We start from the raw sequence: 16,800 nt of genomic DNA on the forward strand, positions 1-16,800 counted from the left end.
CTGTGATCGCCGACGGCTATCACAGCCGATAGCCGGGATGCTAGTGGACGGCCACGGCAAACACCGGGCGAAATCGGGAACCGCTAGTGGAAGGTGACGGTCAGCGCCGACCGCAGCGAGGCCGCCGCGACGGTGGTGGCATGCGCGGCATCCAGGGCGACCAGCACCGCTCGCTCACCTTGTCCCCGAGTCTTGTCGGAGGTGGTGACCAGGACGACGGCAGCGTCGGTGGCGAGGGTTTGTGGTGGTGCCGGACCCTCGAGATCGGCATCGGTATGCGGCGCGGCGATCACGTCGACCCGGTCGCCGGCGCGCAGGATGTCGGCAATGGCGTTGTCCGCCAAGCGGATCGGGACGATGCGGGCATCGGTCACCCCGGTCGCCACCTGGGCCAGGCGCGGGCCGACCACGCGCAGATCGGTGAGAATTTCCCCGGATCGCACCGCGCCGGTCACAGTCGCGCCCACGAGCGCCGACAGGTCGTGGACAGCGCCCTCGGGCAGCGTGTCGGCCGGGCGCGGGGCACGGCGCAGATCCTCGGCGCTCAGTATTCGGCCGGGTGCCAGGTCGCGGGCGGCGACGACGGCATCGACCCGGCGGGCGGAAGGATCCCCGCGCACGAACAGCACCGCCGCCAGGACGGTGAGGCCGAGAGCGAGCAGGCGGCGTACGAGCACGCCATCGGCCCAGGCCGGTCGATGCCGGGTCAGCACTTCCCAGCGTGGTTCGCGGCCGAGGTCGGCGTCACCCCCGCGGCCGTCTCGCCCATCGAGGCGGAGGCGTAGTCGCTGCATAACCGGCAGACTACGAGCGGCCCATTCTCATGGAGTGAGGAAAACCGCTGGTCACCACCGGGCTGTGGATAACTGAAAGGCTGTGGACAGCGCGGGCGTGGTCAGGCTACGGCGGTGCTGGCGGCCGGGGTGCTGGAGCTGCTCGAGGTGGACGACGTCGACGAGGAGGTCGAGGACGTCGACGACTCGGAGCTGGAACCGTTGGACTTGGCCGGCTCGCTCGCGGTGGAGGCACCGTTGCGGCTGTCGGTCCGGTAGAAGCCGCTGCCCTTGAACACGATGCCGACCGAGTTGAAGAGTTTGCGCAGCTTACCGGCGCACTTCTCACAGCTGGTCAGCGCATCGTCCGAGAACGCCTGCACGATGTCGAACTTGTCACCACACTGCGTGCACTGATACGAGTAAGTAGGCACAGGAACCTCCACAGTCTCCGTCGGTTAGCACTCTACAGCCGACACTGCCAACAGTGCCAATCCGGCGTTAATTCCCGGCCAAGCGTCGCAGCCCCCCGCCCGGTGTCAGGGCCCACCCCATGCGCCGATCATGAGGTTCCTCGGGCAGCCGGTCCACCAGTTCGTCGTCGCGCACCACAGCTATCAGCTGGGCATCGGGATCGGCGGCGGGCAGCGTGCGGTCGTAGTACCCGGCGCCGCGGCCCAGTCGCACGCCGCGCAGATCCACCGCCAGCGCCGGAACCAGGACCACCCCGGCCCATTCGATCGCCGCCGCCGACAGGGTAGGACCTGCCGGTTCCAGTAGTCCGTAGCGGGCAACGCGCAGCGAGTCCGCGCCGGTGTACTCGGCCCAGTCCAGCGGTCCGGGCGGCCCGGTCACCGGCAGCAGCACCCGGCTACCGGCCGAGCGCAGGGCGTCCAGCATCGCCGTCGAGCCGGGTTCACCACCCACCGGCACATATGCCGCTACCCACTGCGTCCGCGCCTCGATCGCCTCGGTCACCGCGAGCGCCAGCGCGGCCGATTCCGCCTCGCGAACGGCGGGCGTGACGGCCGCCCGGCGGGCCAGCAACTCCGTGCGCCACCGCTTCTTATCCGGTTGACCAGCACTGTCCATGACGACCACCCTAATGAGCTACACCCGCCGAGGGTTTCGCGAGCGAACCTCGGGGGAATCGATTCATGCACTCCGGATTGACCTTGCCGGTGGGTTGCCCGCGTCCGTTCGACGCGCCGACACCGCCGCTGACCCCTAGGCTTCCGGAGGGCCGGGCCCGCACAAAGCTGGTCCCGCGGACGACATCGATGGATAGGGTGTGCCTTATGACAGCTGACGCCGGATCGGATGCGACGCGGCCCACGCCGTCCTGCTTCCGTACCGCGGTGGTGCCCGCGGCCGGGCTTGGGACCCGCTTCCTGCCCGTGACCAAAACCGTGCCGAAAGAGCTGCTACCGGTGGTGGATACGCCCGGAATCGAGTTGGTCGCGGCCGAGGCCGCGGACTCGGGCGCCGAACGCCTGGTGATCGTGACCTCGCCCGGAAAAGACGGCGTCGTCGCGCATTTCGTCGACGATATGGTGCTGGAGAGCACACTCGCCGAGCGCGGCAAGTTCAAGGCGCTGGAAAAGGTGCGCCGGGCGCCCGGGCTGCTGGATGTGTCCTCGGTGGTGCAGGAGGAGCCGCTGGGCCTCGGCCACGCGGTCGCCCAGGCCGAGCAGGTGCTGGACCCGGACGAGAACGTGGTCGCCGTATTGTTGCCCGACGACCTGGTATTGCCCAGCGGTGTTCTCGAGGTGATGTGCCGGGTCCGCAACAAGCGCGGCGGCTCGGTGCTGTGCGCGATCGACGTGCCCAAGGATCAGGTCAGCTCCTACGGCGTCTTCGATGTGGCCCCGGTTCCGGATGCGACCAATCCGAATGTGCTGCGCGTCAAGGGCATGGTGGAAAAGCCCGCCCTGGCCGATGCGCCGTCGACCTACGCCGCCGCCGGGCGCTATCTGCTCGATCGTGAGATTTTCGACGCACTGCGCCGCATCGAGCCCGGCGCGGGCGGGGAACTGCAGCTCACGGATGCGATTTCACTGCTGATCGCCGAGGGGCATCCGGTTCATGTGGTGGTGCACCGTGGGTCGCGCCACGACCTGGGCAACCCTGGCGGTTATCTTCGTGCTGCGGTCGATTTCGCATTGGAGCGAGACGAATACGGTCCCGAGCTACGCGAGTGGCTGGAACGTCGGCTCGCTCCCGACTGGAACCCGCAGCTGACCTCGTCCGAGTGAGGCGGGCGGCCGGGTCCGGTCGGCCGCGTTGAACACGGACAGAGGAAGGGCTGCATGCGCTCGGTTGAGGACCAGCAGATCAAGGTGACCGCGGCGGCTGTCGCCCCGCGGCCCGTCCGGGTCGCCATCTCCGAGGCCCAGGGTCTGTTGTGCGCCGAGGACGTCGTCACCGAGCGGCCGCTGCCGGGTTTCGATCAGGCGGCGATCGACGGCTATGCCGTGCGCAGCGTGGATGTGCAGGGCGCCGGGGTCGATATCCGCGACGAGGAGGGAAATCCGGTCGATCTGACGCTGCCGGTGGTGGGTGAGGTGCCGGCCGGATCCCGCCAGCCCATCCGCCTGCAGCCCCGCCAGACCGTGCGCGTCGACACGGGTGCACCGCTGCCGACCCTCGCGGATGCGGTGCTCCCCCTGGACTACACCGACGGCGGCCGGGCGCGGATCAAGGTCTACGAGCCGGTGCGGTCGGGCGACTATGTGCGCCGCATCGGCGACGACGTGCAGCCCGGCGATATCGCGGTGCGCGCGGGCACCATCATCGGCCCGGCCCAGGTGGGGCTGCTGGCCGCGGTCGGCCGCGACAAGGTGCTGGTGCATCCGCGTCCGCGGCTGTCGGTGATCTCGATCGGCGGTGAGTTGGTCGATATCGATCGCACCCCTGGGCCCGGCCAGGTGTACGACGTGAACTCCTATGCGCTGGCCGCCGCGGCGCGGGATGCGGGCGCGGATGTCAATCGGGTGGGCATCGTCAGCGCCGATCCCAAGCGACTGCGCGATGTGGTGGAGGGGCAACTGGTTCGCTCGGAGGTCGTGGTGATCGCCGGTGCGGTCGGCGGCTGGGTGTCCGAGCAGATCCGGGAGGCGCTCGAGGGCCTGGGGGAGTTGGAGATCACGCGGGTCGCCATGCATCCCGGCTCGGTGCAGGGATTCGGGCGGCTGGGCCGCGATGAGGTGCCGACCTTCCTACTACCGTCGAATCCCGTTGGCGCACTGGTCGTTTTCGAGGTGATGGTGCGCCCGCTGATCCGGATCGCCCTGGGGCGGCGCCATCCCATGCGCAGGGTCGTGCAGGCCCGCACGATCATGCCGATCAGTTCCATGCCGGGGCGGCGCGGCTATCTGCGTGCCCAGCTCATGCGTGACGAGCAGACCGGCGAATATCTCGTGCAGCCATTGGGTGTGAACGGTTCGGCGCATCTGCTGTCGACACTGGCCGAGGCGAACAGCCTGATCGTCATCGAGCCCGAGGTCACCGATGTACGGACCGGCGACGAGGTGCCGGTCGCCTTCCTTGCCCAGCGCGGATAAAGGCCGCATTGGGAAACTATGGACATGAACGTGTTCCGGGCCGCCCAGCACCCGGGCTGGCCCGCGCATCTGGGTCCCGTGCGCGTAGCCGCCGGACAGGTGACGCTGCGCCCGATCCGTTTGCGCGACGCCACGGCGTGGGCCCGCATCCGGGTGCGCGACCGGGAGCATCTCGAACCGTGGGAGCCGACCGGGCGCGGGACGTGGGAGGCGCGCAATCATCCGTCGAACTGGCCGTCGCTGTGGTCGAGCCTGAAGGCCGAGGCCCGTCGCGGTGCCATGATCCCGCTGGTGATCGAGGTCGACGGGGCGTTCAGCGGGCAGCTGACCATCGGCAATATCGTGCGCGGCGCGCTGCGGTCGGCCTGGATCGGCTACTGGGTCGCGAAAGACGTTGGCGGCCAAGGCGTTGCCACCGCGGCCCTGGCGCTGGGCCTGGATCACTGCTTCGGCCCGGTCGGCCTGCACCGCGTGGAGGCGACAGTACGCCCGGAGAACCTGGCCAGCCAGGCCGTCCTGCGCAATGTCGGTTTCCGCGAGGAGGGCCTGCTACGCCGCTACCTCGACGTCGACGGCGCCTGGCGCGACCACCTGCTGGTCGCGATGACCGTCGAGGAGGTGTCGGGCACCATCGTGAACCGCCTGGTGCGGGCGGGCCGCGCGACCCTCTCGTGAGGCCCACCACCGAGCGAAGTCCCCGTCCACCCCAATAAGACACAGGCCACCTGCACCTTCGCAAACCCGCGACGGCGGAGCCGTCGCAATCAAACACAGCACTGTGACTCATGGGGCTCGTGTGGACGGCGCGCCTGCGGGATATTCCTGTGGCACCGCACTAGCCTACGGACGTCGGTGGTGCGTCCTGCGCTATCGGAAGGGAGCCTGCGAAGTGGTCCGACAATGCGGCCGTGCGACACGTGCTGCGAAGCCGGAACATCGCGCGGGCGATGTGCAAACCGTCGAAGGGACAACGGCCAGGCGGGGACGGAGGTGTGAGCGCGATGCCGAATTCGATCTTGTGGATCGGTCTGGTCGCGGTCTGGATCTTCGTGCTGTTTCCGATGCTGGCCGATCGGCATCCGCGCATTCGGCGAACCACCGATGCCGCGCTGGCCACCCGGGTGTTGCATCGAGGCGGCACCAAGCGACGCACCAAGAAGGGACCGGGCGCCGGCCACGAAACCGACCCGGACTGGGTTCCGGCGCGCGCGCAGAGAAAGCTTTCCCACGGCGATGATGCGGAGGATCGGATGACGACATCGGCCGATGAGCCCGTCACCGAGGACGACGACAAGACCGCCCGCGACGGAGGTCTGGGTGACCGGGACGCCGCCGACGAGATCATCGACGCCGAGGTCGACGAGGGCGGACCTGCCGACGAGGCCGCCGACACCGAGATGACGGCCGACGACGAGGACGAGGTCGAGGAGGAACCGGAGGAGCCGCCGGTGGCGGCCCGCATCCCGCCGGCTCGATCCGCGGACCGGTCGCTGCCGGAGCCGGAATCCGAATTCGATTCCGAGGACGAGGATTTCGTGCCGATCAGGCGGGGGCGCGGCGGCTACGACCCGGAGGCCGATGCCATCGCGCGTGCCGCGCGCTACCGGTTCCGCCAGCGTTCCGCGCTCGGCCTGGTGCTGAGCATGCTGCTGTTCGGCGCGTTCGCCGTGGTGATGTCGCCGGTGCTGTGGTGGGGTTTTGCGCTGTCGGCGCTGGTGCTGGGCACCTATCTGGTCTATCTGCGCCGCCAGGTGCGCCTGGAGGAGGAGATCCGCCGCCGCCGCGCCGCCAGGTTGTCCCGCAACCGCCCCGCGAGCGAATCCGACGAGGACGACGACCGCCGACCCCAACCGGAGCGCCCCGCGCTGGACCGCGATTCCGCCCGCGCCCTGCGCCGCCGCGCGGTCGTGCTCGACGTCGACGACGAGGACCCGATGTTCGACCACCTCGAGCACTTCGACGCCGCCGCTGCCCGTGCCACCCGCAACCGCGCCGCGGGCGGCGAAATCCGTCGCGCCGCAGGCGAATAGCCGGACGGAATCCCCTCACCCCGATGCAGTTCCGGCCTGCCTTCGGCCGGAATCTCTCTGCGTCGTCACGTCGAGACCGCCGAAAGCACGCCGGTGTGGTGGGCGACGGCCGCCGTGAGCCCGTGGCCGTGGCGCGGAAGCTCGGTGCCGCGGGGCTGGCGCTACCATCGGGAGCGCAATCGGCGGGAGAGGAGCGGGCGCGATGGGCGCTAGGCAGGCGGCGGGGTCCGGGGTGCAAGCCGCCGACCGGCGCCGCGAACTGCTCGACCGCCTCGCCGACGTCATCGCCGAGGACGGCTTGGAGGGGGTCAGCATCCGGACGCTGGCCGCCCGGGCGGATGTCTCGATCGGCACCGTGCAGTACTACTTCTCGACGAAAAACGATCTGCTGCAACGAGTGTGGGAATACGTGCGCGACGAGACGGCCGACCGCTTCTGGGGTTCGGGGGTGGCCGAGCTGGCTCCGGCGCAGCGATTGGAGCGGCTCACCGAGCTGCTCATCCCGCCGGACAGCGAGGACCGCCTGACCCGCGTGTGGCTGGCCCTGGTCGCCCGTGCCGCCCACGACCCGGAGATCGCCGCCCTGCACCGCGTCCAGTGGCAGCATATGGAGAACCTGCTCGCCGAGGCCCTCGCCTCCGCCAACCCGAAGCGCGCCGACGAGGCACCCGAGGCCGCCGCCGAATTTCTCGGTCTCCTCGACGGCTTCGCCATAGCCGTCGTCACCGAACCCACCCGCATGCCCCCCGCCCGCGCCACCCGCATCTCCCGCCGCTGGACCACCGCCTGGCTCGCCGAGGACTACACCTGACACCCGCGCTGTCAACGGTCGCGGCTTCCTTTTGTTCGGTGGTTGCTGGCTCTCCTGTCCGGCGGGCGCGGGCTTTTCATCGTCCCGGCGGGCGTAGGTTTTTCATTGTCCCGGTATGCGTAGGTTTTTCATTGTCCCGGCGGGCGTGGGTTTTTCATTGTCCCGGTATGCGTGGTTCCTCATTGTCCCGGCATGGTTTTGGCCGGGACCTCGCTGACCGTGCTGTGCCATGCTGAGGAGATGGCCGACGAGCAACTGCACCTGAACGCGGGGGCTGCGCACCTGGTGGTGGACGCGGGAACCGGGCGTATTGCGAGCTTTCGCCTCGGGGACACCGATGTGCTGCGGACCGGCGCCAGGTTCGGGTGCTTTCCGATGGCACCGTGGTGCGGTCGGATGCGGGACGGGGTGCTGCAGTGGGAGGGGCGCGCCTATCAGTTGCCGCGTAACGCGGAGCCGCACGCCATTCACGGCACGGTGCGCGATCGGCCCTGGGAGGTCGTGCGCAGTTCCGACACCGAGGTGGTGCTCGCTCAACGGCTCGGCGAACCCTGGCCGTTCCCGGGGCGGGTGACCCACTCGGTCGCCTTGACGGCGGAGGCGGCGGCCTTCGCCATGACGGTCGAGGCGGACGCGGAACCCTTTCCGGCTCAGGTCGGCTGGCATCCCTGGTTCGAGCGTCGCCTGACCCCCGACGGCAAACCCGTCGAACTCGCCTTCACCCCCGCGTGGCAGGAGGAACGCGGCCCGGACTACCTGCCGGACGGCAACCGGATCGCCCCACTGCCCGGACCGTGGGACGACTGCTTCGGCATGCCCGACGGCGTCGATGTCACGCTGACCTGGCCCGACGCATTCGAACTGACCGTGACCAGTCCGCTGCGCTGGGTGGTGGTCTATGACCAGCCGACCGAAACCGTGTGTGTCGAACCACAATCCGGCCCGCCGAATGGACTGAACACCATGCCGCGCACGGTCCGCCCGGACGCCCCGCTGACGGCCGATATGGACTGGCGCTGGCGCACTCTCGGTTGACGCGGTTCGAGGGTCGCCGAGGGGTGTGATCTGGAGACCAACCGTTATTTTCTCAGTAAAATACCTGTTAACCTTCTTCTATGCCCTCAACCCTCGGACGACAGACGGCCGTCGCGCGCTCGCACCGCAGCCTGCGCCGAGCGCTGCCGTTACGTGGCCTGCTGCGGTTGCGGCCCCCCGCCGACACCTGGCGGTGGTCGGCATTGAGCGCCGTGCTCGCGATCGGCGTGCCGGAGGTGGCGCTGTTGCTGGCCGGACGCATGGAGCTCGCCCTCTACACCACCGCCGGTGGCCTGTGCGCGCTGTACGGCCATGGTTTGCGGTACGCGGCCCGGGCGCGCGCACTGATGTGGGTGGTGCTGGGTATGACCGCGGGCGTGGGGGTGGCCTCGGCCACGGCCGCGCTCACCGACTCCGCGGTCGTCCGGGTGGCCGTGATAGCCCTGCTGGCGGGCGTGTACAAGATGGTGTGCGACGCGACCCGCATCGGGCCGCCCGGCAATGTCGTGCTGACCTTCATCACCGCCACCGCCGCATTCGTGCCCACTCGGCTGGCGGACCTGCCGGTTCATCTGGTGTTGGTCCTGCTGGGCGGCGCATTGGCCTGGGTGATTTGCCTGGCGCCCAGCCTGTTTCGGCCGCATCAGCCCGAACGGCTCGCGGTGGCACGGGTTTTGGAGTCCGCCGCGCGGCTGTTGCGTGCGTCCGAGGACGACCCGGCGGCGCTGCGGTTGCGCTACGAGGGAGCCGGGACGGTGGCGGCCGCCTGGCATACGCTGCGTTCGGTTCCCTCGGTCACACCCGAGATCGCCGCGCTGGCCAGGCTGGTGGCACGGGCGGAGTCGCTCACCGTGCACCGGCGCTGCGAGCAGGCCGACCAGCTCGACGAATGGGCGCGAGACCTGCGTAAGGGACGGCCCGTACCGGCCGTCCGCGTCGCCTCGGCCGAATCCGCGGAACTGCGGGGTATGGCCGTGGAGCAGGCCACCGACGGACGCTCCGGTCTCCGGCGCGCCTTCGCCGCCTTCGCGCCCGGCTCGTCGCTGTTTCCGATCGGTATGCGCGTGGCCGTCGGCGGGGCGGCGGCCGGGTGGACGTCGATGGCCCTGGGCGTCGATCGCCCGTACTGGGCGGTGCTGACCGCGGCCGCCACCTTCGTCGCCAATACCACGCTGACCTGGCAGCGCGCGGTACAACGCGTGCTGGGTAGTCTCGGCGGCGTGTTGCTGTTCACCGCGCTCGTGCCGGTGACGCGCAGCGCGACGGCACTGGTGGTCGTCTCGCTGGTCTGCATGCTGATCGTGGAGGCGACCATCTCCCGGAACTATGGTCTGGCAATGATTTTCGTGACGCCGCTGGCCCTGTCGATGGCCGAATTCGTCGGCAGCCCGTCGGCGCACCGTTTGGTCGTCGACCGCTGGCTCGACACCTGCGTGGGTGCCGCGGTCGGTGTGCTGGTCTGCTTCCTCGTGCCCAACCGCCGGGTGTCCGGCCGGGTGGATACGGCGCTGCGTGAGCTGGATGCGATCACCACCATCGCCCCGACCGCTCCGGATCGGGGCGCGGCTCGGGCCCGGCTGACCGCGGCGTTGATCGAGCTGCGCGAAGCCGCCGATACCGCGGCCGGGGAATGGTGGAGTGCGCCGCTGCCGGAGGAACGCATCGTCGCCGCCGAACGTGCCGGTCATCGGTTGCTCGCGGAACTGTCGGCCCCGGCGGATGCGCGATGAACTCCGCCGAGGATGCGGTGGCGGGTGTGCTGCGCCAGTGGGCGCGGGTGCGGGACGACCTCGACACCGAACCGGTGGCCATCATCGGTCGAATCAACCGCTGTGCGGCCTTGTTTCAGCGCGTGACCGACGCGCCGCTGGGCCGGGCGGACCTGAGCCGTCCGGAGTTCGACCTGCTGTGCGCCATGCGCCGCCTCGGCGAGGATCTGACTCCGGGCCGGCTCGCCCGCGAGACCTTCGCCTCACCCGCTGCCGTCACCAAACGTGTTCGGGCACTGGAGGAACGGGGTCTGGTCGCGCGTCGCATCGATGGACGTGACCGCCGCGTGGCGCATCTGGCGCTCACCGATGCGGGTACCGAGCTGGTCGATCGCGTTCTGCCGCAACAGCTTTCCTACGAGAAGGCGTTGCTGTCGGATCTGCCCGAGGCCGAGCGTGCCGAGCTGGCCCGCATTCTCGGGGATCTGCTGCTGTTGATGGAAGGACGGTTGGGCGGCCTCGACCACTGACCGCCCGTGCTCGGCTGTGCTGCGCGAGTTCAGGACCGTTTGCGGTGCGATGTGCCGACGGCGCGCGGCCGTGTGCGGCGCGCGCCTGCGCGGGTCTTGGCGGGGAAGTCGTCGAGTTCGGGGCCCTCAGCTGGGAAAACGGTCATCCGCTGGGTGTCCTCGTCGATCTTGGCTCGACGGTAGGCGGTATCGACCATTGCTGCGCTCCTCCAGTAGTTGCGCTCCGCCGGTTCCGGCGGGCGATGCTCGTGCTACGTCCGGCGGGTACCCCGGTGTCCCTCCGGCAAACCGCACTGTCGGTTCCGTTCGGGCTGGTTAGCCCCCTCGGGCGCCGGGTACCGCGACGGTGGGTCGACTTCGAGACGAGAGGACACGCCATGGGTTTTCCCGAGCAGCAGCAGGACGTGCCCGGCATCCAGGCGCGGATGACGCCGGTGCCGGACTGTGGTGAGACCAGCTACCAGGGTTCCGGCAAACTCACCGGCAAGGCCGCGGTGATCACCGGCGGTGACAGCGGCATCGGCCGCGCGGTCGCGATCGCCTTCGCCCGCGAGGGCGCCGACGTGCTGATCTCCTATCTCGACGAGCACGAGGATGCGAAACAGGTCGCGGAGCTGGTCGAACAGGCCGGGCGCACGGCGGTGCTGGTCTCGGGCGACCTCTCCGATCCCGCGCACTGCCGCACCGTCGTCGAACGCGCGGTGCAGGAGTTCGGCCGCATCGACGTGCTGGTCAGCAATGCGGCCTATCAGATGACGCACGACAGCCTGGAGGAGATCAGCGACGAGGAGTGGGACTACACGTTCCGCCTCAATATCGGCGCGATGTTCTACCTGACCAAGGCCGCGCTGCCGCATATGCCGCCGGGCTCGGCCATCATCGGCAGCTCCTCGGTGAATTCGGATATGCCCCGCCCCAAACTGGCCCCCTATGCCGCCACCAAGGCCGCCATCGCCAATTTCAGCGCCAGCCTGGCACAGTTGTTGGGCGAGAGGGGCATCCGCGTCAACAGCGTCGCCCCCGGCCCCATCTGGACCCCCTTGATCCCCTCCACCATGCCCCCGGAAAAGGTCTCCTCCTTCGGCGACAACACCCCCCTCGGCCGCGCAGGCCAACCCGTCGAACTGGCCCCTGTCTACGTCCTACTCGCCAGCGACGAGGGCAGCTACGTATCCGGTGCGCGCATCGCGGTCACGGGCGGCAACCCGATCCTGTAGACTCCGCACTTCCGCGCTGGGGCGCGGAAGTGCGGGGAATGGATGGCTTGCCTGCGGGGAAGGGATGGCCCGCCCGCGGGGAATGGAAAAGCTATCGGACGGCGAAGGGGCACAGGTACCCCAACGGAAACGGGGAAGGCGGGGCCCTGGGGAGGGGACCCCTTGTGCGGGAGAACAATTGGTGCGTAAGCGCAACGATTCTCTGCTTTCGCACGCAGCCCCTGGTTCCCTGCTTCCGCGCGTCAGCGCGGAAGCAGGGTCCTCGCGTCTACGCGAAGCGGGCCCAGACGCGGTGGGTGGCCAGGGCTTCCAGGACCTCGTTGGTGGTGGCTTCGAGGGTTTCGGGGGTGAAGACGCCGGGGCGGTCGGGGCCTATGCCGTTGCGTTTCAGGGCTTCTTCGCCGGGGCCGGTGGCGGCGAGGGGCTTGCCGTGGCGCCACATCTCGCTGACCAGGAGGTCGACTCGGTAGTCGGAGGCGGGGGTCAGGAAGATGGCGGCGTCGAATTCGATCGAGCGCATGGTGGCGAAGGTGCGGTCGACGGGGATTCCGCTCTGGTGGTCGATGTTTCCGCCGTGTGGGGCGACCACCATCGGGCTGGTCTTCGCGCGCTGGAAGGCCCGCACCAGGGCGTCGAGCGATTCGTGGTCCACGGCGTCGTCGGCCACGATCGCGACCTTGCGGCCGTCCACCGGGAAGCTGCCGCGCAACTGCGACAGGGCCGGGCTGGGCAGCAGTTCGACGACCGTCGCCTCGGGCTCGGGCACCGGCAGTCCCAGCTGGGTGGCGACGAATCCCGCCAGATCGGTGTCGACCTCGGCGAGCATCTTCACCCCGCGCTGCCGGATCGACTCGTCGGTGCACTTACCCAGCTCGAAGGCGAACGCCTCACCGAGATGCCGCTGTTCGATCGGGGTCAGGCTCCGGTAGAACATGCGGGGCTGGGAGTAGTGATCGGCGAATGACACCGGGCAGTCCGTCGTGGCGGTGGTCCGCAACTTGTAGGACGGCGCCGGAATCGGCGTCGGCGATTCCACATAGGCGCGGTCGGCCACGGCCGCGGTGAACGGACACCCGCCACCGGTCGAATTCGGCTTGTACACAGCCACTCCCGGATGGACCCCAGTCTGATGGAAGCCGTCGCGGAAGTTGTCGTTGACCGGGCTGTGCGGCCGGTTGATCGGCAGCTGACTGAAATTGGGCCCACCCAACCGCAGCAGCTGCGTGTCCAGATAGGAGAACAGCCGCCCCTGCAGCAGCGGATCGTCGGTGACCTCGATCCCCGGCACCAGATGGCTGACGCAGAATGCGACCTGCTCGGTCTCGGCGAAGAAGTTCACCGGATTCGCATTGAGCTGCAGCGTGCCGATGATCTGCACCGGGGCCATCTCCTCCGGCACGATCTTGGTCGGATCCAGCAGGTCGATGCCCTCGAAGGTGTGCTCCGGGGAATCCGGGAACACCTGGATGCCCAGGTCCCATTCGGGGAAGGCACCGGCCTCGATCGCCTCGGCCAGATCCCGGCGATGGAAATCGGGGTCGAAGCCGGCCGCCATCTGCGTCTCCTCCCACAGCATGGAATGCACGCCCAGCCTGGGCTTCCAGTGGAATTTGACCAGCGAGGTCTCCCCGTCGGCGTTCACGAACCGGAAGGTGTGGACACCGAATCCCTCCATCATGCGGAACGAGCGGGGCAGTGCCCGGTCGGACATCGCCCAGAACGTGTGCATGGTGGCCTCGGAGTGCAGGGTGACGAAATCCCAGAACGTGTCGTGGGCGGTCTGCGCCTGCGGAATCTCCCGGTCAGGATGCGGTTTGGCGGCGTGGATGACGTCGGGGAATTTGATCGCCTCTTGGATGAAGAAGACGGGGATGTTGTTGCCGACCAGGTCGTAGACGCCTTCCTCGGTGTAGAACTTCGTGGCGAATCCGCGGGTGTCGCGCACCGTGTCGGCCGAGCCCCGCGAGCCGACGACCGTCGAGAACCGGACGAACACCGGGGTCTCGGCGTCGGGCTGCAGGAATTTCGCGCGGGTCAGTTGCGCGGCCGCCCCGTTGGCGCGGAACACCCCGTGCGCGCCCGCGCCGCGCGCATGCACCACCCGTTCGGGGATGCGTTCATGGTCGAAATGCGTGATCTTCTCGCGGAAGTGGATGTCCTGCAACAGGGTTGGGCCACGCGGCCCGGCCTTGAGCGCATGGTCGGTATCGCGCTGCACCAGGCCCTGGGCCGTGGTCAGCGCCTCACCGCGCGGCCCCCGCGCGCCCGGGTCGGCGGACACCGGCGCGCCGGTCGGGCTGCGGTACTCCGGCTCGCGCTGATCCAGGGCAGGACCCGCGGGCCGACAGGTGCCGTCGGTCTCGTCGGGTGGTGTCGGCGGTTGCGGCGCCTGCGGCATCGGGGTGGGATCGGTCATTGTTACCTCCGCACGTACGTGTCGGTTCACGAAGGGCCACCGCCGACCGGCTACCCGGACTCGGGCCGCCTATGCACCGCATACGACACGGATCGGTCCTGCGGGGAACGAATCCGCAGGACCGAGTCTCAGGAATTCGCCACGACCGACAGGCTGCGATCGAGCTGTGTGCCGGGATCGGCCGGGATGCGGGGCAGGTCGACACAGTCGAGGGCCGCATAGTAGGCCGCCTCGTATCCCGCGCCCAGCTGATCCACCGAGAAGCGCTCGATCACCCGGCGACGGCAGGCGACGGGGTCGAGCCGGCTCGCCGCGGCGATGGCGGCGGGCAGGTCGGCGGGATCGTCGCAGATGATGCCGGTGACCCCGTCCTCGACGACCTCGCTCACCGCCCCGCCCCGCAGCGCCACCACCGGTGTTCCGCAGGCCATCGCCTCGATCATGACGATGCCGAACGGTTCCTCCCAGCGAATCGGGAACAGCAGGCAGCGAGCCTGGGACAGCAGCAGGCGTTTGGCCACCGCATCGGCCTCGCCGAAGACGAAATCACGATCGGTCAACAGCGGTTGCACCGCGCGCTGAAAATAGGACTTTTCCTGTGGTTCATTCATTTTCGCCGCGAGTACCAGCGGCACACCGGCGGCGTGCGCGGCCTCCAACGCGAGATCCGGCCCCTTATAAGGCGCATATCGGCCGAGGAACAGTGCGAAATCCTGTTTTTTCTTCTGGAAGGGCCATTCGCTCGGCAGGACCGCGTTGTATACGCGGCCGATCCAATTGAGGTGTGGCGCCAACGCGCGCTGCCGATCGCTGATCGCGATCAGCTGCGACGAATTGTCCAGTGCCCGATAGTAAGCCTGCTCCTCGCCGTCGACCGGGCCGTGCACCGTTACCACCGTCGGAATGCCGAGTTCCCGGTAGACCGGGGCATTGAGCGGCCCGGCGAAGGTGTGGTCGTGAATGACGTCGATGGGCTCGGACTTCGCCAGCTCCGTAATGATCTTGCGTACCTTCAGCGCGTTCAGGACCTCGGGGAACGGATCTCCCAGGCGATCGGCCAGGATCTTGTCCCACACCCGCAGGAACCGAGCAGTAGTCCCGGACCGTCCCGCGCCGAGCAGTGTCACTCGGTGTCCTCTGGCGACCAGCGCGTCGGCCAGTTGCGCCACGACCGCCTCTACGCCGCCGTAACCGGCGGGCGGAACTTCGAAATAGGGCGGAGCAACCATGACGATATTCAACGGCGTACCGGAATCGTGGAGGTTGTATATAAGAGAATCGGACCCGGACGGGCTACTGCTCATGGTACTGCCTCCTCAAAGTATGAAGCTGCGACCAAGCGGCGGGAGGCGAAGGACATTTCGCCTCTCGGAACTCCGGTTACCTTCATCAAGGGCTACGCCCGGTCTGAGGCATACCCAGCATTGAACGAGCTAATCATCTCGGCCGAAAATGTCCCGATTCCCCCGGTAGCCTCCGCAATTCGCGGGCCGGATTCGCGAGGGAGTGATGTACCGGTCATACGAACAGGTTTCACCCCACCGCGGGCCGATCGGCCCGCGAAACCGGGGGCCGATCAGCCCGGTAGACAGCCTACGGCGATGATGTGATCGTTCGGCATTCCGGAAACACCCTGTGGCACGGTCGCATACCGTTCGCGCACTTCGAGAACTTCGATGCCGCACAGAGTTTCGTCCAGATCCAGCTCGGCGAGGCCTCCTGCCGCATGCCTCGTCGGCTACGGCGTGGGATCGGAGTTCTGGCGCCGGGCGCGGGCGCGGCGTTTGCCCTCGTGCATGGCCTGGACCCGGGCGACCGGGATGGTGTGGCCCTCCTCGATCAGATCGGCCGGAAGCTCTTGGGGTGCGGGCATTTCCGTGGCCCAGGGGTCGCGGTCGCCGAGCAGCTCGAGGGCGGTGCGAATGGTGAAGTCGGCGGGGGTGACGTCGGCGAGTTCGGACCAGGTGAGCGGGAACGACACCGTCGTGCCGGGCCGTACCCGCGGACTGTAGGCGGCGACGACGGTCGCCCCGCCGGCGCGGGTGGAGTCCAGGAAGACCTTGCCGCCGCGGTCCTCGCGGATGAAGGCCGTGGTGGCCAGGTCGGGATCGAGCCGTTCGGCACGGGCGGCGATGGCCCGGGTGGCGGCCGCGGCATCCTCGATGGGGATACCGGGCCGGACGGGCACGAATACGTGGGCGCCCTTGGCCCCGCTGGTCTTCACCGCGCCCGCGAGCCCGTCGTCGGCCAGGGCCTGGCGGATCAGTTCGGCGGCCAGTACGGCCTGCCGGAAGGGTTGGCCCGGGGCCGGGTCGAGATCGAGGATCAGGTGGGTCGGCCCCTTGCCGTGGTCGGTGAGCAGCAGCGTCGGGTGGTATTCGAGCGCACGCTGATTGCCGAACCACAGCAGCGTGCGCACGTCCTCGCAGACCGCGTAGGTCACCTCGCGCCGGGAGCTCTCGGCCCACACCGTCACCCGCGGCACCCAGTCCGGGGTGTATTTGGGCAGATTCTTCTGCATGAACGGTTCCTGCCCGGGGCGGATCCGCACGACCGACAGCGGCCGGTCCCGCAGCTGGCGCACCAGCCGGTCGCCGACTCCCTCGAGATAGTCGATGAGATCGCGCTTGGTCGCCTGCGCGCCGTCGAACAGCGGCTTGTCGAGATTGGTCAGGGTGACGCCCGCACGGACCTCGTCGCCGCTCATCGCCTCACC

16 protein-coding genes are annotated in these 16,800 nt (G+C 68.8%); 9 read left to right on the top strand and 7 right to left on the bottom strand.

Going from position 1 to position 16,800, the window contains the following annotated elements; all coding sequences use genetic code 11:
* Nucleotides 1-83: 83 nt before the first annotated feature.
* From IU452_RS19000 to IU452_RS19010, 3 genes are all read right to left on the bottom strand, one after another.
* Nucleotides 84-794: an SAF domain-containing protein gene (locus tag IU452_RS19000; RefSeq protein WP_195110430.1), complete on the bottom strand. Its 711-nt coding sequence runs from the start codon at nucleotides 792-794 to the stop codon at nucleotides 84-86.
* Nucleotides 795-895: 101 nt separating this feature from the next.
* Nucleotides 896-1,207 (bottom strand): FmdB family zinc ribbon protein, encoded by a 312-nt coding sequence (locus tag IU452_RS19005; protein WP_195110431.1) that lies wholly within the window; start codon nucleotides 1,205-1,207, stop codon nucleotides 896-898.
* A 67-nt stretch (nucleotides 1,208-1,274) separates the two neighbouring features.
* Nucleotides 1,275-1,865 (bottom strand): 5-formyltetrahydrofolate cyclo-ligase, encoded by a 591-nt coding sequence (locus IU452_RS19010; protein ID WP_195110432.1) that lies wholly within the window; start codon nucleotides 1,863-1,865, stop codon nucleotides 1,275-1,277.
* A gap of 206 nt (nucleotides 1,866-2,071) precedes the next feature.
* Here IU452_RS19010 and IU452_RS19015 point away from each other — a divergent pair, with 206 nt between their 5' ends.
* From IU452_RS19015 to IU452_RS19050, 8 genes are all read left to right on the top strand, one after another.
* On the top strand, nucleotides 2,072-3,028 hold the full coding sequence (locus tag IU452_RS19015; RefSeq protein ID WP_195110433.1) for a UTP--glucose-1-phosphate uridylyltransferase: 957 nt from the start codon (nucleotides 2,072-2,074) through the stop codon (nucleotides 3,026-3,028).
* A gap of 54 nt (nucleotides 3,029-3,082) precedes the next feature.
* Nucleotides 3,083-4,336, top strand: coding sequence for a gephyrin-like molybdotransferase Glp (glp, locus tag IU452_RS19020; RefSeq protein WP_195110434.1), 1,254 nt, complete (start codon nucleotides 3,083-3,085; stop codon nucleotides 4,334-4,336).
* Nucleotides 4,337-4,360: 24 nt separating this feature from the next.
* Nucleotides 4,361-5,011: a GNAT family N-acetyltransferase gene (locus IU452_RS19025; RefSeq protein WP_195110435.1), complete on the top strand. Its 651-nt coding sequence runs from the start codon at nucleotides 4,361-4,363 to the stop codon at nucleotides 5,009-5,011.
* 326 nt (nucleotides 5,012-5,337) lie between these two features.
* A complete protein-coding gene (gene glpR / locus IU452_RS19030) occupies nucleotides 5,338-6,366 on the top strand; it encodes a gephyrin-like molybdotransferase receptor GlpR (protein ID WP_195110436.1) in 1,029 nt (342 codons plus the stop codon).
* Between the two features lie 202 nt (nucleotides 6,367-6,568).
* On the top strand, nucleotides 6,569-7,177 hold the full coding sequence (locus IU452_RS19035; RefSeq protein ID WP_195110437.1) for a TetR/AcrR family transcriptional regulator: 609 nt from the start codon (nucleotides 6,569-6,571) through the stop codon (nucleotides 7,175-7,177).
* Nucleotides 7,178-7,369: 192 nt separating this feature from the next.
* Nucleotides 7,370-8,212 carry an aldose 1-epimerase gene (locus tag IU452_RS19040; RefSeq protein WP_228818241.1) on the top strand — a complete coding sequence of 281 codons (843 nt, stop codon included), beginning with the start codon at nucleotides 7,370-7,372 and terminating at the stop codon, nucleotides 8,210-8,212.
* Between the two features lie 80 nt (nucleotides 8,213-8,292).
* Nucleotides 8,293-9,942, top strand: coding sequence for an FUSC family protein (locus tag IU452_RS19045; protein ID WP_195110438.1), 1,650 nt, complete (start codon nucleotides 8,293-8,295; stop codon nucleotides 9,940-9,942).
* Nucleotides 9,939-10,451, top strand: a complete 513-nt coding sequence (locus IU452_RS19050; protein WP_228818243.1) for a MarR family winged helix-turn-helix transcriptional regulator — start codon at nucleotides 9,939-9,941, stop codon at nucleotides 10,449-10,451. The genes IU452_RS19045 and IU452_RS19050 overlap by 4 nt, the downstream gene beginning before the upstream one ends.
* 29 nt (nucleotides 10,452-10,480) lie before the next feature.
* Here the strand turns inward: IU452_RS19050 and IU452_RS19055 are convergent, their stop codons facing one another.
* Nucleotides 10,481-10,648, bottom strand: coding sequence for a hypothetical protein (locus IU452_RS19055; RefSeq protein WP_195110440.1), 168 nt, complete (start codon nucleotides 10,646-10,648; stop codon nucleotides 10,481-10,483).
* A 180-nt stretch (nucleotides 10,649-10,828) separates the two neighbouring features.
* Between IU452_RS19055 and IU452_RS19060 the strand changes: the two genes are divergently transcribed.
* Entirely contained in the window at nucleotides 10,829-11,668 is an 840-nt protein-coding gene (locus IU452_RS19060; RefSeq protein WP_195110441.1) for an SDR family oxidoreductase, read from the top strand.
* Between the two features lie 268 nt (nucleotides 11,669-11,936).
* On the opposite strand, the gene IU452_RS19065 is transcribed toward IU452_RS19060, so the two are convergent.
* The 3 genes from IU452_RS19065 to ligD all read right to left on the bottom strand — a co-directional run bounded on the left by IU452_RS19065 (nucleotide 11,937) and on the right by ligD (nucleotide 16,791).
* A complete protein-coding gene (locus tag IU452_RS19065; RefSeq protein WP_195110442.1) occupies nucleotides 11,937-14,084 on the bottom strand; it encodes a catalase in 2,148 nt (715 codons plus the stop codon).
* A 128-nt stretch (nucleotides 14,085-14,212) separates the two neighbouring features.
* Nucleotides 14,213-15,388 (bottom strand): glycosyltransferase family 4 protein, encoded by a 1,176-nt coding sequence (locus tag IU452_RS19070; protein WP_195110443.1) that lies wholly within the window; start codon nucleotides 15,386-15,388, stop codon nucleotides 14,213-14,215.
* 434 nt (nucleotides 15,389-15,822) lie between these two features.
* Nucleotides 15,823-16,791, bottom strand: a complete 969-nt coding sequence (ligD, locus tag IU452_RS19075) for a non-homologous end-joining DNA ligase (RefSeq protein WP_195110444.1) — start codon at nucleotides 16,789-16,791, stop codon at nucleotides 15,823-15,825.
* Nucleotides 16,792-16,800 lie beyond the last annotated feature (9 nt).

It is taken from the genome of Nocardia transvalensis, from assembly GCF_015477765.1.
GTDB classification, from domain to species: Bacteria; Actinomycetota; Actinomycetes; order Mycobacteriales; family Mycobacteriaceae; genus Nocardia; species Nocardia transvalensis_A.